Here is a 21,115-nt window from a genome sequence, read left to right on the forward strand (position 1 = left end):
CTCCTTAATTAGTTGCTGTTTATACGAATGCGAAGATTGCACGTAAGCCTACGAAAGATAAAGCAAAGAAGATTCCGATCGTTACGTAGGTTGCAATTAGTTGAGAACGAGGAGTTACTGTAATTCCCCAGCTTACACAGAAGGACCATAGTCCGTTTGCAAAGTGGAAAATTGTCGCAATTACACCAACAATGTAGAACACTAACATAAATGGACTAGAAAGAATGCTAGCCATCATATCAAAGTTTACATCCGTTCCTAAAGCAGCTGCGATTCTCGTTTCCCATACATGCCATACGATAAAAATTAATGTAATGATTCCTGTAAAACGTTGGAGTACAAACATCCAGTTACGCACAAATCCATAATTGCTTACATTGTTTTTTGCTGTAAATGCAATATACAACCCGTAAACCGCGTGGAAAATGATTGGAAGAAAGATTACAAAAATTTCAAGCGCATAACGAAAAGGCAAACTCTCCATAAAGTGTGCCGCTTTGTTAAAGTTCTCTTGCCCGTAAACCGCAAAATGGTTAATCACCAAATGCTGAACGAGGAAAAGACCAACAGGAATGACTCCTAGTAACGAATGGAGTCTACGAAGTAAAAATTCACGTTCTGTTGCCATCACTAAACCCCCTTTTTCAAATAAAAAAATCAACGTGATGCTAGTAAGTTCTTTTTTTCACTATCTATTATAGTAGAAAAATCATCGAACTCCCCAACTCGATTTTGAAACTTTCAATAAAATGAAAGCCTTTGCAGATATCTCGACAAATATGTGACACATTTATTTTACTCCCCTATATTGGAAGCGTCAAGAAAACGTGGCCAAAAAATGCACTTTTATAAAAACGGTAAACCTTAGTAATTATCTGAAAAATATAAAAATATATTACTAGAATAAAAATGCTCCATACGTTTTATTTATTAAGATGTTCTAATAGTATATAATGGTCTTAGAGAAAGAGGGGAACCAAATGACAGAATCGAATAACCAACAAGAAGTAATCGACCAACAATTGCACGTTCCTATTTTCGGATATGAATTAATTCGTGACATGCTTCTCCCTGACCTATTAGGTAAAGATCATAACCAAATCATCTACTGGGCAGGTAAGCTACTCGCCCGCAAATTTACGATTGACACCCATGAAGGGATCTCCCAGTTTTTTAAAGAAGCTGGTTGGGGTGAACTAGAATTAGTGGAGCAGAGCAAATACGAAATGAAGTTTGCAATTCGTGGCGAGATGATTGATCGCCGTCTTGAATTAAATAAAGACGCGACATTTCAACTAGAAGCCGGCTTTATCGCCGAACAAATTCAACGCCAAAAAAGCAAAAATGCCGAAGCAGTAGAAGAACAAAGAAAGAAAAAAGAGATACAGATTACCGTTCAATGGGATAAATAGGCTCTTTTCTAAAAGCTTGTTGCTGCCTCCAGGGTGGTCTCCGGAATATAATCCGGAAGCTTGACTACCTTAAGGGTGGCAACCCATTTCGACGGTTAGATGATCCAGCCCCTGTCATTTCAGGGCTGTTTTTTTTTAGTTGGTACTTACTTATTAATAAGACACACTTAATCAACGTTACTGTCGTGCTTTTTTCGTAGAGGAATTTTTAAATACGTGTCAACTTTTCTTCAAATAAAAATTAGAAAAAGTCTTAAAGGCGACTTTTTCTTAGGTTTTAGCAACAATCTTTTAGAAAAGAGCTTTTTGAAAAAAGTAAAAAACGCCCTAAGTATAGGACGCTTTCTTGAACTTTATTAGCTTAACACACGCTCAACAGACTCTTCTCCCAGTTTAAACGCAACATGTAATGCTTCTACTGCGCGTACCATTTCCGCTACATCCACTACCGTGGATACTTTTATCTCTGAGGTACTAACCATTTTAACATGAATTCCTTCTGTCGCTAGGACCTGAAACATCTCTGCTGCAACCCCAGGATTGGAAACCATCCCACTGCCGACGATAGATACTTTCGCTAAACCGCTCTCCTGTTCAATTGACGAGAATCCAAGACGATCCTGGTATTCATTTAGAACTTCCAGCGTCTCTTTCACATCTACAGTTTTGACTGAAAAAGAAATATTGGTTGTGTCTTTATCCATACTTGTTTGTATGATGATGTCAACGTTTAGGTTATGCTGTGCAAGGGTCGTAAATATGGTAGATAAGGTATGTAGTTCGTTTGGCAATCCACATACTGTTATTCTTGTAACTTGATCTTCAAATGCGATTCCTCTAACCATTAGATTTTTTTCCATGGAAACTTCCTCCTCAATAATCGTTCCTTCTTCTTCTTCCATACTCGATCTTACAACAAGCTGTACTCCATAGTTTTTGGCAAACTCCACTGCTCGTGGATGAAGGACTCCGGCACCGAGGTTTGCAAGTTCTAGCATTTCATCATAAGCAATAGCAGAAAGCTTTCTAGCGTTCTTGACAAAACGTGGGTCAGTGGTAAAAACACCGGTTACGTCTGTATAAATATCACATTTCTTTGCCTTTAAGGCTGCAGCTAATGCAACAGCAGTCGTATCCGATCCGCCACGGCCGAGTGTCGTAATCTCGTTGGCTGCCGTAATTCCTTGAAATCCGGCAACAATGACAATTTTTCCTGCATCAAGGTAGCTCGCTAGCAGGTCTGTTTCAATATGTGTAATTCTCGCGTTTCCATGAACAGGCTCCGTTCGAATTCCAGCCTGCCAGCCTGTTAAGGAAACTGCTTCATGGCCTCTCACCTGAAGGGCCATCGCCAAGAGTGAAATCGTGATTTGTTCTCCCGTCGTTAAAAGCATATCCATATCCCGCTTACTTGGATGAGGATTGATGGCATTGGCAAGTGTAAGTAATTCATCGGTCGTTTTTCCCATAGCAGAAACAACAACTACCACCTTATGTCCTTTTTCCACTTCCCTGATTACGCGTCCGGCCACGTGTTGAATTCGTTCAACAGAGCCTACGGATGTACCTCCAAATTTTTGTACGACGATTGTTGACATGCACACCATTCCTTTTTTGTGATTATTTCATCATAATGTAACAAGATAGACAGCTAAAAACTGTTCTTAAAAACAAAAAACAGCAATGAGCTAAAGTCTCATTGCTGTGATTGGCAAAAAATAACATATCCGTTCACGCGGTGAGATAGCTCTCCAGGTAGCACAAAGACAACCTGACAGTCCTACATTTCTTAAACGCAGAACCAGTAAAAAAAAGAAAAAGAGACTTTTTTTTACTTCGGCGATCTCCCCTTTCTGTAATCTTCACGGAAGCTCTTTCTTCTCCGACTACATACTTATGAAGCTCGCACCTCTATCATCACTTCAAAATTTGAAGTGGCACATTATGAAATTAATAGTGATTATAACAGACAATTCTATGCCTTACAACACTTATTCACGAAGTTTTTTAAAAATTTCCTCAGCAATCGGTCTCGGTACTTTTGCAGCCTGTATTTCTTCCACGGTTGCTTCCTTCATCTTCGCAACAGAACCAAAATGCTTCATCAGAGCTTTTTTCCTTGCCGCTCCTACTCCTGATATCTCATCTAGTATCGATTGAAACACACTTTTACTTCTAATTTGGCGGTGAAATGTAATCGCGAAACGGTGCACCTCATCCTGAATACGTTGCAAAAGATAAAATTCCTGACTTGTTCTCTCAAGTGGAACAATCATGGCGTCTTCTCCTGCGAGGAGATTGCTAGTACGGTGCTTATCGTCCTTAGCTAGTCCGACTACTGGGATAAACATATTCAGTTCATTCTCTAAAACATCTCGAACCGCACTCATATGACCCTTGGCACCATCTATGACAATCAAATCTGGCAAGGGTAGCGATTCTCTTAGCACTCTTGTATACCTTCTTCTGACTACTTCTCTCATAGATTCGTAATCATCGGGGCCTTGCACACTCTTTGTTTTATATTTTCGATACTCTCGTTTTTCTGGCTTGCCGTCTATAAACACGACCATTGCTGAGACAGGGTCTGTACCTTGGATGTTGGAGTTATCAAAGGCCTCAATTCTATGCGGTGTAAGGATACCAAGTATCTTACCAAGATTCTCCACCGCTTTAATGGTTCGACTTTCATCTCGTTCAATTAATTGAAACTTCTCACCAAGAGCAACCTTGGCATTTTTATCAGCAAGATCGACTAATTGTTTCTTTTTCCCTCTTTGAGGCTGAAGCACATTGGTTTGCAAAAGTTCCTCTGCCACCTGCACATCAATATTAATAGGAAGCATCACTTCTTTTGGCACGAAATGGTGCTGCTTGGAGTAAAACTGTCCTAGAAAAGTAAGGAAATCCTCTTCAGGTTCGTTATAAATTGGGAAGAGAGAAACATCTCGCTCGATTAATTTGCCTTGACGTATGAAAAACACTTGCACACACATCCAGCCTTTATCATAGGCATATCCAAAAACATCCCGATCGACAAAATCATTCATTTCCATTTTCTGTTTTTCCATCGTCGCTTCGATGCTTAGAATCTGATCACGAAACTCCTGAGCGCGCTCAAATTCCATTTTTTCTGCAGCTTGCATCATCTTGTCGGTAAGCTCAACCTTTACCTCTTTGTACCCTCCGTTGAGGAACTTTACGATCCCGTCTACCATTTCTTTATTGGTTTCCTGAGAAACATGCTCCACACAAGGCGCGAGGCATTGGCCCATATGATAATATAAACATACTCTATCAGGCAATGTGACACATTTACGTAAAGGATAAATACGATCTAACAGCTTTTTCGTATCATTAGCCGCCTGGACGTTTGGATAGGGACCAAAGTATTTCCCCTTATCCTTGGTGACCTTGCGGGTAATTAACAGTCTTGGGTGCTTTTCTGCGGTTATTTTAATAAAAGGATAACGCTTGTCATCCTTGAGCATGACGTTATATTTTGGGTTGTGTTTTTTAATAAGATTCAGTTCTAAAATAAGCGCTTCAATATTGGAGGAGGTAACGATATATTCAAAGTCCTCAATTTCATTAACAAGACGCAAGGTTTTACCATCGTGACTCCCCGTAAAATAAGAACGGACTCGGTTTTTGAGAACCTTCGCCTTTCCAACATAAATGATGGTTCCTTGTCTGTCTTTCATTAAATAGACCCCAGGTTGGTCAGGCAGAATTGCCAGTTTTTCTTTTATTGAATGGTTCATAATTAAAACTCCTTCCAACCTAAGTTTTGCTTCTTTTTTCATTATACCTTTTTTCGTACGTATGTTCCATTAGGAATAGTGTTGCTTTATTTTTTGTAGAGGAAGAGACGTGGCGAAAAAGTCCCTCTGTTTCGCGGATAAAATTATTTTCTCCTTTTCAATACAAAAAAAGCCTAGCCAATAGGCCAGACTTTTTTAGCAAAACATTAAGCGTGTTTGTTTAATAGCTCCGCTAATGCTTCTTTCGGTTGGAATCCAACTGCTTTATCTACTACTTCACCGTTTTTAATTACTAGTAAAGTTGGGATGCTCATTACGCCGAATTTACCAGCAGTTTCTTGGTTTTCGTCTACATCCACTTTCACGATTTTCACTTTGTCGCCCATATCTTGGTCTAGCTCTTCTAGAACTGGAGCGATCATTTTACAAGGGCCACACCATGGTGCCCAGAAATCTGCTAAAACTAAGCCTTCGCTAGTTTCTTGGGTAAAGTTTTGGTCTGTTGCATTTGTAATTGCCATTATTATTCCTCCTAAACCTTTTCTCTCGATTAACAATATATGCAGTTAATCAAGTCTCTGTCAGAAGGTAATTTCCTCCAGAGATATTTATTATAGGTAAAGTATAGCACTTACCATTTGGTGATGCTAATTATATGCTTCACTATATCTTTTCCTGATTTACAGGATTTTATTTTGTATCAAACATAAAAGCAGCCAGGCGTTTAAAACTGCCTGGCTGCTTCACTCGTTATTGGTATTAGTTTGTTACCAACAGCTTTTTAAATTCTGCAGTTAATAGAGGCACTACTTCAAATAAGTCTCCTACGATTCCGTAGTCAGCAACCTTGAAGATATTCGCTTCAGGGTCTTTGTTGATTGCGACAATCACTTTTGAGTTGGACATACCAGCTAAGTGCTGGATAGCTCCAGAAATTCCGCATGCAATGTATAGGTCAGGTGTTACCACCTTTCCTGTTTGCCCGATTTGCAGTGAATAGTCACAATAGTCGGCATCACACGCACCACGAGATGCACCAACTGCTGCACCTAGAACATCTGCAAGCTCTTTTAATGGTTCAAAGCCCTCTTCACTTTTTACCCCACGGCCACCTGCAACCACAACTTTTGCCTCAGAAAGGTCTACACCGTCTGTTGCTTTTCGAACTACTTCTTTAATGATCGTACGAAGATCCTTCACATCAACATCAAGAGAGGATACATCTCCTGTGCGGGCTTCATCTTTTTCAAGAGTTGCAATATTGTTAGGACGGATTGTAGCAAAAATGATGCCATCTGTTACGATTTTCTTTTCAAAAGCTTTTCCGGAATAGATTGGCCTTGTGAAAACAAGGTTTCCTCCTACTTCCTCTACCTCTGTAGCATCGGAAATTAACCCGGAATTTAATTTAGAAGCAAGCTTTGGAGAAAGGTCTTTTCCAAGTGCTGTGTGACCAAAAACAATTCCTTCAGGCTGCTCTGCATCAATTACCGCCATTAGAGCTTGAGAATAGCCATCTGATGTGTACGCTTTCAAATTTGCATGTTCCACGGTGATAACACGATCCGCTCCGTATGCAATTAATTCCTGTGCTAAAGATCCAACACTTTCCCCTGCTAGTACTGTGACAACCTCGCCACCTTCTGCTACTGTTTTTGCTGCTGCAATCGCCTCAAATGAAACATTACGCAATGCCGAATCACGTACTTCTGCTAGTGTTAACACTTTTCTTGCCATGTTTGTCTCCTCCTGTCCTTGTCTCTGTCTCTATTTTAAAAATTCTTTTCAACTACGCTGATGATTTCCACAAATGGCTCCGAGTCCTGCGGGGCGATTTGTAAGCCTCCTTGGGCTTTGCGCCTGTGGGATTTCCAGTCAACCACTTTATTGCCTCGGAAGTTTCTGCCTTGCTACAATCAACAGCTAGAAAGGTTTTTATATAAATTAAATTACTTTTGCTTCGTTTCTTAACGCAGAAACTAGCTCTTTTACTTGATCTTCCAATTCTCCTTGTAGCACACGGCCAGCTTCTTTTTTCGGTGGAAGATAAATCTCTAATGTTTTTGTTTTAGCTTCTACATCATCCTCATCAAGGTCAAGGTCATCTAGTTCTAATTCTTCTAGCGGCTTTTTCTTCGCCTTCATGATTCCTGGAAGTGATGGATAACGCGGGTCATTTAACCCTTGTTGAGCTGTTACTAAAAGCGGAAGTGACGTTTCAATTACCTCGGAGTCCCCTTCCACATCGCGAACGATAGAAACTGTTCCGCCACTAATTTCTAATTTAGTAATCGTTGTTACGTACGGGATGTCTAGAAGCTCAGCTACACGAGGTCCTACTTGTCCGGAGCCACCGTCAATTGCAACGTTACCACCGATGATTAAGTCCGCTTCTTTGTCCTTTAGAAATTCTGCAATGATTTTAGCTGTTGTAAATTGATCTCCGTTTTCTACATCGTCTTCTGTGTTGATGAGTACTGCTTTATCAGCACCCATTGCAAGCGCTGTGCGAAGCTCTTTTTCCGCTTCGTCTGTTCCAACAGTTACTACCGTTACTTCTCCACCATGTTCATCTCTCACGCGGATGGCTTCTTCAACCGCATACTCATCATATGGGTTGATAATGAATTCCGCTCCGTCTTCATTTATGCTGCCATTGGATACAGTCAGCCTTTCTTCTGTATCAAATGTTCTTTTTAACAATACAAAAATATTCATCACAATACCTCCGTTTAAACATTATTTTAATTAGTAATTTTCAGATTTTATATTGTAAAAAAATTACTTTCCTTTGAATTCTGGTGCTCTTTTTTCTATAAATGCTGTGATTCCTTCTTGGCCATCTTCAGAGGTGAAAACCTTACCGAATAATTGTGCTTCTTTTTCCACGCCTTGATAAAATTCCTGATGCTTATTGTATCGAGATAGCTCAATAACAGATGCAACAGAGATTGGACCTTTTTGCGCTATCTTTTTCGCCATCTTCAAAGCTTCATCCATTAAAACTTCTTCATCGACGGCTCTGTTTGCAAGACCCCACTGCACTGCTTCTTCTCCTGTCATGGTGTCGCTTGTGAACAGCATTTCAAAAGCTTTGGCAGAGCCAACTAACCTTGGTAAACGCTGTGTACCTGCAAATCCAGGTATTAACCCTAGCTGCAGCTCAGGCAATCCAAGCTTTGCATTCTTTGTGACAATTCGGATATGACATCCCATAGCAAGCTCTAATCCTCCACCTAACGCCGCTCCATGAATTGCCGCAATAATAGGTTTGGGGAAATTCTCCATTTTCTCAAAAAGATCTTGGCCAAATTTTGCAAGCTCTGTAAACGCTTCTCCTGTCTCTACCGTAGTAAATTCCTTAATGTCTGCACCAGCCGAGAAAAACCTTCCTTCTCCGTGTAGAACTACCACTCGCACATCTTCTTGATTTTTCAGATCATCCAATAATAATGTAAGCTCTTTCAAAACTACGGAAGATAAAGCATTTGCAGGTGCCTTATTTAACGTGATGGTTGCGATTTTATCTTCTACATTCCATTGCAAGTACTCCATTTTTTCCCCTCCTTATGTCAAGGGTGGAGCAAGCTATGATGTTGCTCCAAACCCTTTAATTAATAAATCATGAACTCTTGGTGCGATGGCGGCGATATCATACTTTTGATCGTTCATCACCCAAGTTGTGACCGTTTCATCTATCGTGCCGAATACCATCTGCCTGGCTAGTCGGACATCCAAATCGGCACGAAGCTCGCCAGATTCTTTTCCGGTTGTTAAAATTTCATCTAACAGTTGGAGATATTCTTTTAACACATCATTGATTTTCAGGCGGAGCTCAAGGTTTGATTGCCGGAGCTCAAGCTGAGTCACAATGGCCAGATGGTGATCTGCTGCTAGCATCGAAAAATGTTTTGTGATCAATGTTAATAATTTCTCTGTTGATGTCGATTTTCCTGCAATTTCTTGACGAATCTTTTCAACGAACAGACCCATTTTTTCTTGAAACAGAGAAATTAAAATATCTTCTTTGTTTTTAAAGTATAAATAGATGGTGCCATCAGCGACTCCAGCCTGTTTGGCAATCTTAGAAACTTGCGCATGGTGGTAGCCATTTTCTGCAATGACAATTACAGCTGCATCTATTATTTGCTTATATTTAGGTTTTTGTTGTTTCAACCTATTCGCTCCTTTTGAAAAAATGAATGAACAATCATTCATATTTTCATAATACTTTACCCTCAATTAACTGTCAATTAATATCTTATCATAATTACACTTGTAATACCATTTGGAAAATACATTCGGAGAGGAAGGTCCGTCTGTCCTCTCCGACTCATATTTCATCGCTTATTTTGCGATTTTTTGTTTTTCTTCTTCCACAAGCGCTCTTCTTAAAATTTTCCCAACTGCGGTTTTTGGCAGTTCGTCTCTGAACTCGTATAGCCTTGGCACCTTGTACGCTGCCAGATGCTTGCGGGCATATTGATCAAGCTCTTCCTCTGTCAAGGTCGCATTTTGTTTCTTCACAATATAGGCTTTTACTGTTTCGCCGCGATAGGCATCAGGTATACCTGCAACGACTACCTCTTGAATTTGCTCATGCTCATATAGTACTTCCTCTATTTCACGAGGATAAATATTAAATCCTCCTGCAATAATCATGTCTTTCTTACGGTCCACTACATAAAAGTAACCGCGCTCATCCATATAACCAAGGTCACCTGTTAATAGCCATCCATCTCTAAGAACAGCCTCCGTTTCCTCTTTACGGTTCCAATAGCCTTTCATGATTTGAGGTCCGCGTACAGCAATTTCGCCAATCTCTCCTACAGGAGCAATCTCTCCTGTTTCCATTGAAAGAATCACTGACTCTGTGTTAGGCCAAGGAATTCCAATACTCCCTGATACCCTCTCATCCCAAAGAAAATTAGCGTGTGTCACAGGTGACGCCTCACTCAATCCGTAGCCTTCTACAAGCTTTCCACCTGTTACCCTTTCAAATTGCTCCTGTACCTCAACCGGCAGAGCAGCAGATCCGCTAATACATGAATCTACAGATGATAGGTCGTACTTTTTAATATCAGGATGATTCAATAAGGCAATGTAGATGGTTGGAGCTCCTGGAAATAAGGTTGGTCGCTCCTTTTGAATCGTTTTGAGTGTTGTTTCTGGATCGAATTTTGGAAGTAACACCATTTCAAATGCCTGCATGATGGATAAATTCATTACTGCTGTCATGCCATACACGTGGAAAAATGGGAGGATTCCAATAACTTTTTCCTGCGCTCTTTTGCATCGATACATCCATTTCACACTCATCAACGTGTTGGAAACAAGGTTGTAATGGGTGAGCATTACTCCTTTTGGAAACCCAGTTGTGCCCCCTGTATATTGAAGAAGCGCAAGATCCTCTTTCGGATTAATTGGAATATCAATCGTCAATGCTTCTGATTGTTTAATTGCCTCTGTTAACAAATGGTTATTCCCACTGTGTTCTACTTTTACAACAATTCCATACTGTTTTTTCTGAACGAATGGATAAATCATGTTTTTGGGGAATGGTAGATAGTCTTTAATACCAGTAACCACTACATGTTTTAGTTTTGTCAGCGCTTTCACTTTTGTCACTCTTGGATAAAGAATATCTAATGTAATGATGATTTCTGATCCTGAATCATTGAGCTGATATTCGAGTTCTCGTTCCATGTAAAGCGGGTTTGTCTGCACTACTATTCCGCCAGCAAATAATACTCCATAATAGCTAATCACTGCTTGCGGGCAATTTGGAAGCATAATCGACACCCGGTCACCTTTTTCTATTCCTAGTCCTTTTAAGTAGTTTGCCAGTTTTAAAGATTGATCATAGACTTCTTCAAACGTAAGTTTTTTTCCGAGGAAACTGATTGCCGTTTTAGCTGGAAACTCTTCGGCAGCTTGTTTTAAATAGGATTGCAACGTTCTCTCTTCGAAGTTAATCTCATGAGGTATTTCTTCTGGATACAGTGACAGCCACGGCTTTTTCACTTCTTGCTCCATTTCATTCCCTCCCTTTATTGGCCTGTACTACTACAAAAGGCCCACATCTATTTGTTATAGTATATCAGCAATCACGTGAAAATTATAACACTTTTTTGACTTTTTCGAAAAAAATTGAATGACCATTCAGAAAAAAGGCGAAAAAAGAAGAAAAGGGATACCCTTTTCTTCTCACTTTCCACACTCAAAACTATCATTTTCACTTAGGCGATAAACAAATAAATAATGCCAATTAAAATAAAGACTGCGCAGAGCGCTATTAGTACTTTTGCTAATGTTTCCATTGTGTTTTCTCCTTATCCGATACTTGCACCTATGATAAAAGACAGGCCCACGGAAATGACAAGAGAAATTAAGCCTACTGCTCTATTGTCTTGTCGGATTTCCTCATCAATGTTAAAGCTTGGTGTTAAGAATTCAAAGATGAAATAGGCAAGCAATAAAAGGACAAAGCCTGCCGCTCCCCAGCCTATCATCGTAAGCAAGGAATCATGGTCACTGATAGAATATCGAAATATATTTGCGATTCCCAGAACCTTTCCGCCTGTTGCCATGGCAACTGCCAAATTGCCTTTTTTCAGTTCTTCCATGTTTTTATATTTCGTTACAAGCTCAAAAACTGCTAAAAATAGAACAAGACACAACACTACCACACTGAAGTTTGCTGCTGTCCTTACGAGTTCATTCTCCCAAAATCCAACCATATCAGGCTCCCTTTCTATTTTAGTTCTACCACCGTTACGCCTATACCGCCTTCAGAGGCTTCTCCATATCGATGATTTTTTACAGAACGATGATTTTTCAAGTAATTTTGAACGCCGACTCGAAGCGCTCCTGTGCCTTTACCATGAATAATCGACACTCTATGATAGCCTGCAAGAACGGCATCATCCAAATATTTCTCTACTCTCATCAAGGCATTTTCGAATCTTTCTCCTCGCAAGTCAAGTTCAAGACTGACATGATAATCCTTGCCTTTAATGGTGGCTAATGGCTTTGTTTCGACAGGCTTTGGCCTACTAATATAGTGAATGTCTTTGTCCTTCACCTTCATTTTCATGATGCCAATCTGAACTTGCCATTCTTTCTCGCCTGTTTTCTCCACAAGGTGACCTTTTTGATTTAAGCTAAGCACTTTCACCTCATCACCTGGCTCTAGAGTTTGATTTGCTACTTCTTGCTTTTTGGTGGAAGCTGATTTTTTGACAGTTGGTACCGCATCTCCCAGACGTTTTTTAGCATCGATTAACTCATGCTCTTTCACATGGGCATGCTGCTCCATTCTCATTTTCCGCAGCTCACGAATGACCTGTTCTGCTTCTTGTTTTGCTTGTTCTACAAGTTTTTCTGCTTTCTCTGCTGCTTTTTCCATTAGCTTGTCTCGTTGTTCATCGAGAGCTTGCATTTGTTGTTCCAGTTCTTCATGAAGCTTTTCAGAGGTTTTTCGAATCTGTTCTGCTTCTTGCCATTCTGCCTCTGCTCTTTTTTGCGATGCTTCAAGAGAGGCAATCATATTCTCCACTTTATTGCTGTCTTCGCTAACAAACTCTTTTGCACGTTGAATCACATCATTCTCAAGTCCAAGACGTTTAGAAATTTCAAAAGCATTACTTCTACCAGGAACGCCGATAAGTAGTCGATAGGTCGGACTTAGTGTATCCACATTGAATTCAACACTGGCATTCACGACCCCTTCTCGGTTATATCCATACGCTTTTAGCTCTGGATAGTGAGTGGTTGCAATTACACATGCACCACGCTGGTATACTTCATCCAAAATGGAGATGGCTAGTGCTGCTCCTTCTTGCGGGTCTGTTCCCGCTCCTAGCTCATCAAATAATACAAGGCTGTTATGATCTACTTTTTTCAGAATGTCTACAATGTTTACCATGTGGGAGGAAAAAGTACTCAAGCTTTGCTCAATCGACTGCTCATCGCCAATATCTGCATAGACAGCAGAGAATACTCCCACTTCAGAGCCATCCTGGGCTGGAACTTGCAAGCCTGATTGCGCCATGATTTGCAACAATCCTAGCGTTTTTAAGGTAACTGTTTTTCCTCCTGTGTTTGGACCTGTTATCACGATGGATGTATAGTCTTTTCCCAATTCAATCGTATTGGGAACTACTTCGTCACCTGGTATTAACGGGTGTCTCGCTTGAACGAGTCTCACAATTCTCTTATCATTTATTTTTGGCTTTGTCGCGCGTATGTGTTTGGCATATTTTGCTTTCGCAAACATAAAATCTATTTCTGCAAGAATGCTGACATTTTCCATTAAATCACGTGCTACTTCTGCTACCTCTGCAGATAGTTCAGCAAGGATACGATCAATCTCAAGCTTTTCTTTTACTTTCGCTTCTTGGAGAACGTTATTTAAATCAACCACTTGTTGAGGTTCGATGAATAAGGTGGCACCAGAGGAAGATTGATCATGTACAATTCCACCATATGCTCCGCGGTATTCCTGCTTAACAGGGATAACGTAGCGTTCATTGCGAATCGTAACAATCGAGTCAGATAGCATTTTTTGCGCGTTGCTAGAGCGGATCATGCTTTCTAGCTTTTCCCGCACTCTAGATTCGGTGGACCGAAGCTGCTGCCTGATTCCTCTTAATTTTTCACTTGCACCATCCAATACCTCGCCATACTCATCAATGCAATTTTTTATGTTCCGCTCTAACTCTGGATAGATGACAAGCTGGTCCATGTAATTTTTCAAAATAGGGATATAAAGTTCTTCTTCCAATAATGTTTCCACAAAACGGTCAAGTTTTCGTGCTGCATAGATGGTACCTGCAATATCAAGGAGCTCTTGTGTATTGAGCGTCCCTCCTATTTCAGCACGTTTTACATGTGCTCTTATGTCGGTGATACCACCTAGAGGCACCTCTCCTTTAAGGCGGAGAACGGTTGCTGCTTCATCTGTTTGCTCCTGACTTTTTACAACTTCCATATAGTCAATCGAGGGCATAAGTTGTAAGACTTTTTCTCGTCCCAGAGAAGAAGCAGAAAATCCAGCCAGCTTATCTTTTACTTTATTAAATTCCAATACCTTTAGTACTCTCGGTTGCACGTTACCATAACTCCCTTCTGTCTAGTCTTCCTTATGGTGCCGTGTTAGAAATTTCTTCAATTCTTCTGCGTCCCATGTATTAATAACATTTTCTTTTCGTATCCAACCTTTTTTTGCAGTAGCCACGCCAACTTCCATATGGTCAAGCATCTCGATGCTGTGAGCGTCTGTATTAATCACCAGTTTCACCCCGGCATCTTGAGCAAGTTTTACATAGTCACTTGAAAGATCCAATCGATTTGGATTGGCGTTTAGCTCTAAGGCTGTGTTTGTTTCCTTTGCTAGCGTGATTAACATTTCCATGTCCACGTCATAACCTGAACGGCGTCCTATTATGCGGCCTGTTGGATGAGCGATAATGTCAACATGGTAGTTTTCTAAAGCCGTTTTCAATCGTTCCATGATTACTTCCTGCTTTTGCGAAAAGCTTGAATGAATGGAAGCAATAACAATATCCATCTCTTCCATCAATTCATCATCATAATCGAGGGACCCGTCTGGTAAGATATCCATTTCCACTCCTGAGAGAATGGTGATATCATCGTATTTTTCGTTCCATTTTCGTATTTCTTCTTTTTGTTGGCGTAATCTTTCAGGTGTTAAACCATTGGCCACTCTTAAATATTGCGAGTGGTCTGTAATTGCCATGTATTTATAGCCCTTGGCACGGTTAGCTTCAATCATTTCTTCTATCGTGTTTGCACCATCACTCCACGTTGAGTGCATATGCAAATCTCCTTTAATATCATGCAATGACACTAAAGGGATTTCTCCATTTTCCAGCACCTCGTCCACTTCCGTGCCATCTTCTCTTATTTCAGGCGGGATAAAAGGCAAACCAAAATGATGGAAGAATTCTTCCTCAGATCGGAAATAGCTAACTTCACCCGTTTCAATATTTTCCACGCCATATTCACTGATTTTCTCTCCACGTTCCTTTGCAAGCTGCCTCATTCGGACGTTATGGTCCTTTGAGCCTGTAAAATGGTGAAGCGTAGTTGGAAAGCTTTGAGGTTCCACTAAACGAAAATCGACCGATACATCATAGTCATAGCTAAGAACAATGGATACTTTTGTATCTCCATTGCTGATAATTTCAGACACTCTGTCCATTTTAGTTAATTGGTCACGCACCTTAGCTGGCTCTTGTGTTGCAATAATAAAATCCAAATCCTTAATTGTTTCTCTATACCTGCGAAGGCTACCAGCTCTCGAGTACTTCTCCATCCCATCCATAGAGTCTAGAAAAAGTTCTACTTCTTCAGCAATTTGTGTCATAAAGGAGATTGGAAGTCGCTCAGGTCTCTTCCCTACTTCCTCAATGGCTGCAAGAATTTTCTCTTCGGTTTTTTTCCCAAAGCCAGCTAATCCCTGCACGCTTCCTGCCTCACAAGCTGCCTTCAACGTACTTATATCTATTACGTCTAACTCCTGATAAAGTTTCGCAATTTTTTTGCCACCAAGTCCCGGAAGCTTCAACAACGGAATTAAGCCTTCGGGTACTTCTTTTTGAAGCTCTTCTAGGACAGAAGATTGACCCGTTTCCAGTATTTCATGAATCACAGCCGCAGTTCCTTTTCCAATTCCACTAATTTTGGTGAAATCATCTATTTGCGAGATGCTTCTTTCATCGTTTTCCAAAGAAAGTGCTGCTTTTCTGAAGGCGGAAACTTTAAAGGTGTTTTCCCCCTTTAACTCCATATACGTTGCGATGGTCTCGAGCCATTTGACGATTTGTTTTTTGTTCATCTTTTTCACCTGACCTTATATGTAAACTTATCCTATTAGAATCATACAAATAATCTGCATAAATGTACAATATGGGGGTAGGACAAAAAAAGGATCACCATTCCAGAAGAATGTGATCCTCAATTCTTTATCCTCTTGCCATATAGCCTGTCCATAATTCTCGTAATCTTTCAGAGAATATCGGCGTGTTTTCTACGATACCTTTGGCCATAGAAGAGTCGCTTATATGTGTTTGGACAATTTCTAACGGTACTAATGCACTGATATACAAAAAGACAAACACAATGAGGTATACTTCCACAAAGCCAAGCAATGCCCCTGCCCAACTGTTCATTTGCTTTAAAATTGGTAAATGGGAAAGGAAATCAAGCATGGAGCCTATAATTTGCGCAGCAATTCTTGTTCCAAAGAACAAAATCGCAAATGCTATTGCTCTGTAGTAGGCTGTATCGAGGCTTATCGTTTCAAAAAACATGGAGGTCTCTGCATCTCCAAAGCTTGGCATCGGTACCCATAGCTTTAATTTCGGGGCAAGATCTGCATAGAAAAGATAGGCAACAACAAATGCTGCTATAAACCCAGATAAATGAACAATTTGCATAATGAACCCACGACGGATTCCAACAATTAACCCTAATATAAATAAACCAATGATGATGATGTCTAGCATTCTACATTCAACCCTTTTTGTTTAAATCTCTTTGTAATGTATCGTATTCATCTTTTAATTTGATATAATCATGTACAACATTAACTGCAGTGAGGACTGCCAGTTTGCTGATGTCCAGATTGGAATTTTTAGAATTGATTTCTCTCATTTTTTCATCGACAATGGAAGCAACAAGTCGAATGTGACTGATACTTTCTGTACCAACAATTGAGTACTGTTGTCCATATATGTCGACAGTTGTGCGAGTTTTATGCTCTGACACGCGGATGCCCCCATTTCCTAAAATCCTAATCTTAATAATACCATGAAACGTGATAAAGTGGAAAAGAAACATGGAAAATTGTAAAATTTTGTAGTAGGAGTGAATGTTTTGTCAAATCAGGTCCTTGAGGTTTCTAGTGATATTTTAAACAAAATGAAAAGCTTTTATGAAGAGGGTATGGTAGATAAATTGCCTCCAGGGGCTGTTTTTTCTGCAAAATCGATGCAATGCACGATTACGGCTTATAAGTCTGGAAAAGTCTTATTTCAAGGAAAGGGAGCCGAACAAGAAGCAGAGATTTGGAAAAGCTTCGGTGGAAGCACCCCACCTTCAGCTTCTAAAAAAGCGGCGGTTGTCACTTCTTCTGGAAACAAGAAAGCATCCTCATTGCCAGATGGCTTTGCCCATTTATCGGTCATTGGATCTGATGAAGTCGGTACTGGTGATTATTTTGGTCCAATCACGGTTTGCGCGGCATATGTGAAGAAAGAACAGATGGGACGATTAAAGGAGCTTGGTGTTCAGGACTCCAAAGCGTTAACAGATGAAAAGATTATCCGAATTGCAAAAGCCATCCTTCCACATGTTCCATACAGCTTGCTTGTTTTGCATAATGAAAAATATAATGAGCTACAACAAAGTGGAATGTCACAAGGAAAGATAAAGGCACTTTTACATAACAAAGCACTGCAGCATGTTTTGGATAAAATTGGACCGGAAAAGCCTGATGCGATCTTAATTGATCAATTCGCAGAATCGGGAATTTATTATCGCCATATCGCACAACAAAAAAAGATTGTGCGTGAGAATGTGTATTTTCATACAAAAGCAGAGGGACTACATCTATCAGTAGCAGCAGCATCCATCATTGCAAGGTATTCCTTCTTAAAGGAAATGGACAAGCTTGGAGAAATTGCCGGCATAGTGATTCCAAAAGGGGCAGGTCCTAAAGTGGATCAAGTAGCAGCCAAATTAATCAAGACACATGGCGAGTCCTTTTTAAATCAGGTAGCAAAAGTACACTTTGCCAATACACAAAAGGCTAAAAAACTCGTAATGTCGTAAGGAAACAGAAAAACTTTCGTAAAACAGCCATGGCTTATGCTATAATTCGTTTATACACATTAGGAAAAAGCCAAAGTGTTGGCGCACTTTGACTTTAACAGTATAAGTTCCGCAGAAGCACGGCTACTGTGGAGTCGAACGTACTAGTAACTCACCCGACTGCCTAACAGCGAATTAGAAGTCACGGGTGGGTTATTTTTTTGTCATTTCCTTTATTAACACAATTACCAAATTTACAAACGCAAAGAGGAAGAGTCCTGTTGTCAGAAAAAGCTGCATATCACCCATACGGTCACCCCCGTTCTCCACAGGGATTCACCGCACCACCCGTTCCTTTTATACTGTCCACTTCATTATACCATTTCCGCACAAAAACAGAACACTTGTTCGTATAAATCCTTCCATTTTCCTATTTTTTCTTTTAACATTAGCTCTGTTAAACGACGGTGTTGATTTCCGCAAATGGCTCCGCGTCCTGCGGGGCGGTGCTGGAGCCTCCTCGGCTTCGCCTGTGGGGTCGCAAGTCTTTCGCTTCATTCCCGCGGGAGTCTCCGCCTTTGCTACAATCAACAGCTAGAAACTACTCATTATCAACATTCTTTAACGCAGCCTTAACATAAAAAAACAGGATTCCCAGTTTCGGAATCCTGTTTAGTGTCAGTTAGCTTCTTAATACAGCTGCGAATTTTTCTTCGACTGCTTTTAGGACTTTGTTGTGAACCTTTGTTACTTCTTCGTCTGTTAAGGTATGCTCTGGGTGATAGTAACGAAGGGCAAAAGCAACGGATTTTTTGGAAGTGTCGATTTTGTCTCCTTCATATACGTCAAATACCTGAACTTCCTTAAGTAGCGAGCCACCTGTTGCTTTAATGACTGCTTGTAATTCTCCGGCAGCTACACTGCGATCTACGACAAGTGCAATGTCACGGCTGATGGATGGGAAGCGTGGAATTGCTTCGTATTGAATTTCGCCCACACTTTCTCCAAGTAGAGCGGTTAAGGAAAGCTCGAAAACGTATGTTTCCGGCAGGTCCAGTTCATTTAATTTCTCTGGGTGAAGCTGGCCGATGAAACCAACGCTCTCTCCGTTCAGCAAAATCTCGGCTGTACGACCTGGATGTAAGCCGTCTTTTTCGGAACGAGTGTAAGAAATAGCATCACTCACACCTAGCATCGAGAACATTCCTTCCAAAATTCCTTTCGCCACAAAGAAGTCGACTGTTTTCTTCTCACCTTGCCATGGTTGTTGTTGCCATACACCTGTTAAGGCACCAGCGAGACGTTCTTTTTCTTCCGGCAGTACAGCATCGTCTTTTCCAATGAAAACAGAACCAATTTCATATACAGCATTCGCTTGCAAGGAACGAGCGATATTGTGTTGAAGTGCTTCTAAAAGATGTGGTACAAGGCTTAACCGCAAGGTACTTCTTTCTTCACTCATCGGCATTGCAAGGCGAATCGCTTTACCATCCTCAAGGGCAAATTGCTTCGCACGCTCTTCACTTGTCAACGAGTACGTAATGTTTTGAATCAACCCTGCCCCCTCAAGGTAACGGCGAACTTTACGGCGCATTGCTTGATACGGTGTTAATACCCCAGGAGTTGCTGCACTTACTGGTAAGGTTGTTGGAATGTTGTCGTATCCGAACAAACGCGCTACTTCCTCTACAAGATCCTCTTCAATCGTGATATCTCCACGACGAGTTGGTACTGTTACTGTAAAGCGACCATTGTCTTCTGACACATCAAATTTCAGCTTCGTGAAAATCTCTTTTACTTCCTCAGCAGTGATAGAAGTCCCAAGTACGCTATTAATTTTTTCAACAGTAGTAGTAACTACCGCAGCTTCTACTTTCAAGGTATTCACTTCTACAGAACCGCTTACCACTTCACCACCAGCATATTCTTCCATAAGAGCAACCGCTCTTTCTGCTGCTTCACGTGTCCGATTAGGATCGATGCCCTTTTCATAGCGTGCACTTGCTTCACTACGAAGACCATGGTCTTTCGAAGCCTTTCTAACAGTCACGCCATTGAAGTATGCAGACTCAAGCAGGATGGTTGTTGTGTCAGATTGAACCTCTGAATTTGCTCCCCCCATTACACCAGCTAGTGCCACAGGTTCCTCTCCATTTGTTATAACTAGGTGATCTTCTGTTAACGTGCGTTCTGCATCATCGAGCGTTGTAATCTTTTCATCCTTACGAGCACGACGAACAAGGATTTCCTTGCTGCCAAGACGATCATAATCAAACGCATGTAATGGCTGACCATATTCTAATAAAATGTAATTCGTAATGTCGACCACGTTATTATGAGGGCGAATTCCCGCTGCCATCAAACGAGCTTGCATCCATAGCGGAGAGGGACCAATTTTTACGTTTTTCACTACTTTAGCAACATATAAGGAATTATCTTCAGGAGCATCTACATTTACAGAAATATAATCAGAAGCATTCTCATTGTTTGCAACATAGTCAGTAGATGGCCATTTTACGTCACGACCAAGGATTGCTCCCACTTCATACGCCACACCTAGCATGCTCAATGCATCCGAACGGTTTGGGGTAAGTCCAAGCTCTAATACTTTGTCATTACGGTTTAAGTATTCTAATGCATCTGTCCCAACTTCGACATCACTTGGGAACACGAAAATCCCCTCAGAGAATTCTTTGGCTACAAGCTTTGAACCAATCCCCAATTCTTGCAAGGAACAAATCATTCCGTTGGATTCTTCTCCGCGAAGCTTTGCACGCTTTATTTTAAAATTACCAGGAAGAACTGCTCCAACTGTAGCAACTGCTACTTTCTGGCCTTTGTCTACATTTTTCGCTCCACAGACAATTTGCACAGTCTCGCCGTTCCCTAGGTTCACCTGACACTTGTTCAATTTATCCGCATTTGGATGCTGTTCTTTTTCTAAAACGTGACCAACGACAACACCTTGAATACCGTCGTTCAACACTTCCACGCCTTCCACTTCAATCCCACTTCTTGTAATCTTCTCTGCCAGGTCCTCAGCAGAAATATCATCTATATTTACGTAATCTTTTAACCAATTATAAGATACTAACATGTTTT

General features: G+C 40.7%; 17 protein-coding genes and 1 riboswitch. Of the genes, 2 read left to right on the plus strand and 15 right to left on the minus strand.

From position 1 onward, the window contains the following. Positions 1 to 19: 19 nt before the first annotated feature. Complete coding sequence (locus FIU87_RS15290) at positions 20 to 628, minus strand: succinate dehydrogenase cytochrome b558 subunit (protein ID WP_152445386.1); 609 nt, start codon at positions 626 to 628, stop codon at positions 20 to 22. Positions 629 to 980: 352 nt separating this feature from the next. On the opposite strand from FIU87_RS15290, the gene FIU87_RS15295 reads away from it, so the two are divergent. Beyond that, the gene (locus FIU87_RS15295) at positions 981 to 1,412 is read left to right on the plus strand and encodes a YslB family protein (RefSeq protein ID WP_152445387.1); all 432 of its coding nucleotides are present in this window, start codon (positions 981 to 983) and stop codon (positions 1,410 to 1,412) included. Positions 1,413 to 1,768: 356 nt separating this feature from the next. Here FIU87_RS15295 and FIU87_RS15300 read toward each other — a convergent pair whose 3' ends face one another. The 13 genes from FIU87_RS15300 to zapA all read right to left on the minus strand — a co-directional run bounded on the left by FIU87_RS15300 (position 1,769) and on the right by zapA (position 16,993). Next, positions 1,769 to 3,010, minus strand: coding sequence for an aspartate kinase (locus FIU87_RS15300; RefSeq protein WP_152445388.1), 1,242 nt, complete (start codon positions 3,008 to 3,010; stop codon positions 1,769 to 1,771). Positions 3,011 to 3,148: 138 nt separating this feature from the next. Next, a riboswitch (Lysine riboswitch) is annotated at positions 3,149 to 3,334 on the minus strand. A gap of 69 nt (positions 3,335 to 3,403) precedes the next feature. Next, a complete protein-coding gene (gene uvrC, locus FIU87_RS15305) occupies positions 3,404 to 5,176 on the minus strand; it encodes an excinuclease ABC subunit UvrC (RefSeq protein ID WP_152445389.1) in 1,773 nt (590 codons plus the stop codon). A 206-nt stretch (positions 5,177 to 5,382) separates the two neighbouring features. After that, positions 5,383 to 5,697: a thioredoxin gene (gene trxA, locus FIU87_RS15310; protein ID WP_060664845.1), complete on the minus strand. Its 315-nt coding sequence runs from the start codon at positions 5,695 to 5,697 to the stop codon at positions 5,383 to 5,385. 238 nt (positions 5,698 to 5,935) lie between these two features. Then, positions 5,936 to 6,913: an electron transfer flavoprotein subunit alpha/FixB family protein gene (locus tag FIU87_RS15315; protein ID WP_152445390.1), complete on the minus strand. Its 978-nt coding sequence runs from the start codon at positions 6,911 to 6,913 to the stop codon at positions 5,936 to 5,938. A gap of 207 nt (positions 6,914 to 7,120) precedes the next feature. Beyond that, complete coding sequence (locus FIU87_RS15320) at positions 7,121 to 7,894, minus strand: electron transfer flavoprotein subunit beta/FixA family protein (protein WP_152445391.1); 774 nt, start codon at positions 7,892 to 7,894, stop codon at positions 7,121 to 7,123. Positions 7,895 to 7,957: 63 nt separating this feature from the next. Beyond that, positions 7,958 to 8,731: an enoyl-CoA hydratase gene (locus FIU87_RS15325; RefSeq protein WP_152445392.1), complete on the minus strand. Its 774-nt coding sequence runs from the start codon at positions 8,729 to 8,731 to the stop codon at positions 7,958 to 7,960. 33 nt (positions 8,732 to 8,764) lie between these two features. Then, positions 8,765 to 9,352, minus strand: a complete 588-nt coding sequence (locus FIU87_RS15330; RefSeq protein WP_152445393.1) for a fatty acid metabolism transcriptional regulator FadR — start codon at positions 9,350 to 9,352, stop codon at positions 8,765 to 8,767. Between the two features lie 171 nt (positions 9,353 to 9,523). Further along, positions 9,524 to 11,212 carry an AMP-binding protein gene (locus FIU87_RS15335; protein WP_152445394.1) on the minus strand — a complete coding sequence of 563 codons (1,689 nt, stop codon included), beginning with the start codon at positions 11,210 to 11,212 and terminating at the stop codon, positions 9,524 to 9,526. Positions 11,213 to 11,508: 296 nt separating this feature from the next. Further along, positions 11,509 to 11,916, minus strand: a complete 408-nt coding sequence (locus FIU87_RS15340) for a DUF350 domain-containing protein (RefSeq protein ID WP_152445395.1) — start codon at positions 11,914 to 11,916, stop codon at positions 11,509 to 11,511. Positions 11,917 to 11,930: 14 nt separating this feature from the next. Further along, complete coding sequence (locus tag FIU87_RS15345; protein WP_152445396.1) at positions 11,931 to 14,288, minus strand: endonuclease MutS2; 2,358 nt, start codon at positions 14,286 to 14,288, stop codon at positions 11,931 to 11,933. Positions 14,289 to 14,309: 21 nt separating this feature from the next. Next, positions 14,310 to 16,037 carry a DNA polymerase/3'-5' exonuclease PolX gene (gene polX, locus FIU87_RS15350; RefSeq protein ID WP_152445397.1) on the minus strand — a complete coding sequence of 576 codons (1,728 nt, stop codon included), beginning with the start codon at positions 16,035 to 16,037 and terminating at the stop codon, positions 14,310 to 14,312. A gap of 127 nt (positions 16,038 to 16,164) precedes the next feature. Further along, positions 16,165 to 16,707: a CvpA family protein gene (locus FIU87_RS15355; RefSeq protein WP_152445398.1), complete on the minus strand. Its 543-nt coding sequence runs from the start codon at positions 16,705 to 16,707 to the stop codon at positions 16,165 to 16,167. Between the two features lie 7 nt (positions 16,708 to 16,714). Then, positions 16,715 to 16,993 (minus strand): cell division protein ZapA, encoded by a 279-nt coding sequence (gene zapA, locus FIU87_RS15360; protein WP_152446601.1) that lies wholly within the window; start codon positions 16,991 to 16,993, stop codon positions 16,715 to 16,717. Between the two features lie 84 nt (positions 16,994 to 17,077). On the opposite strand from zapA, the gene rnhC reads away from it, so the two are divergent. Next, positions 17,078 to 18,034 (plus strand): ribonuclease HIII, encoded by a 957-nt coding sequence (gene rnhC / locus FIU87_RS15365; protein WP_152445399.1) that lies wholly within the window; start codon positions 17,078 to 17,080, stop codon positions 18,032 to 18,034. A gap of 661 nt (positions 18,035 to 18,695) precedes the next feature. Here the strand turns inward: rnhC and pheT are convergent. Then, positions 18,696 to 21,110, minus strand: a complete 2,415-nt coding sequence (gene pheT / locus FIU87_RS15370) for a phenylalanine--tRNA ligase subunit beta (RefSeq protein ID WP_152445400.1) — start codon at positions 21,108 to 21,110, stop codon at positions 18,696 to 18,698. Positions 21,111 to 21,115: the final 5 nt, after the last annotated feature.

The sequence above is a fragment of the Bacillus sp. THAF10 genome, from assembly GCF_009363695.1.
Lineage (GTDB): Bacteria > Bacillota > Bacilli > Bacillales > Bacillaceae_I > Sutcliffiella_A.

Excerpts from the sequence above, each read along its gene's own strand:
- FIU87_RS15290 (WP_152445386.1), bottom strand. The coding sequence starts at position 628 with ATGGCAACAGAACGTGAATTTTTACTTCGTAGACTCCATTCGTTACTA.
- FIU87_RS15295 (WP_152445387.1), top strand. The coding sequence starts at position 981 with ATGACAGAATCGAATAACCAACAAGAAGTAATCGACCAACAATTGCAC.
- FIU87_RS15300 (WP_152445388.1), bottom strand. The coding sequence starts at position 3,010 with ATGTCAACAATCGTCGTACAAAAATTTGGAGGTACATCCGTAGGCTCT.
- uvrC (WP_152445389.1), bottom strand. The coding sequence starts at position 5,176 with ATGAACCATTCAATAAAAGAAAAACTGGCAATTCTGCCTGACCAACCT.
- trxA (WP_060664845.1), bottom strand. The coding sequence starts at position 5,697 with ATGGCAATTACAAATGCAACAGACCAAAACTTTACCCAAGAAACTAGC.
- FIU87_RS15315 (WP_152445390.1), bottom strand. The coding sequence starts at position 6,913 with ATGGCAAGAAAAGTGTTAACACTAGCAGAAGTACGTGATTCGGCATTG.
- FIU87_RS15320 (WP_152445391.1), bottom strand. The coding sequence starts at position 7,894 with ATGAATATTTTTGTATTGTTAAAAAGAACATTTGATACAGAAGAAAGG.
- FIU87_RS15325 (WP_152445392.1), bottom strand. The coding sequence starts at position 8,731 with ATGGAGTACTTGCAATGGAATGTAGAAGATAAAATCGCAACCATCACG.
- FIU87_RS15335 (WP_152445394.1), bottom strand. The coding sequence starts at position 11,212 with ATGGAGCAAGAAGTGAAAAAGCCGTGGCTGTCACTGTATCCAGAAGAA.
- FIU87_RS15340 (WP_152445395.1), bottom strand. The coding sequence starts at position 11,916 with ATGGTTGGATTTTGGGAGAATGAACTCGTAAGGACAGCAGCAAACTTC.
- polX (WP_152445397.1), bottom strand. The coding sequence starts at position 16,037 with ATGAACAAAAAACAAATCGTCAAATGGCTCGAGACCATCGCAACGTAT.
- FIU87_RS15355 (WP_152445398.1), bottom strand. The coding sequence starts at position 16,707 with ATGCTAGACATCATCATCATTGGTTTATTTATATTAGGGTTAATTGTT.
- pheT (WP_152445400.1), bottom strand. The coding sequence starts at position 21,110 with ATGTTAGTATCTTATAATTGGTTAAAAGATTACGTAAATATAGATGAT.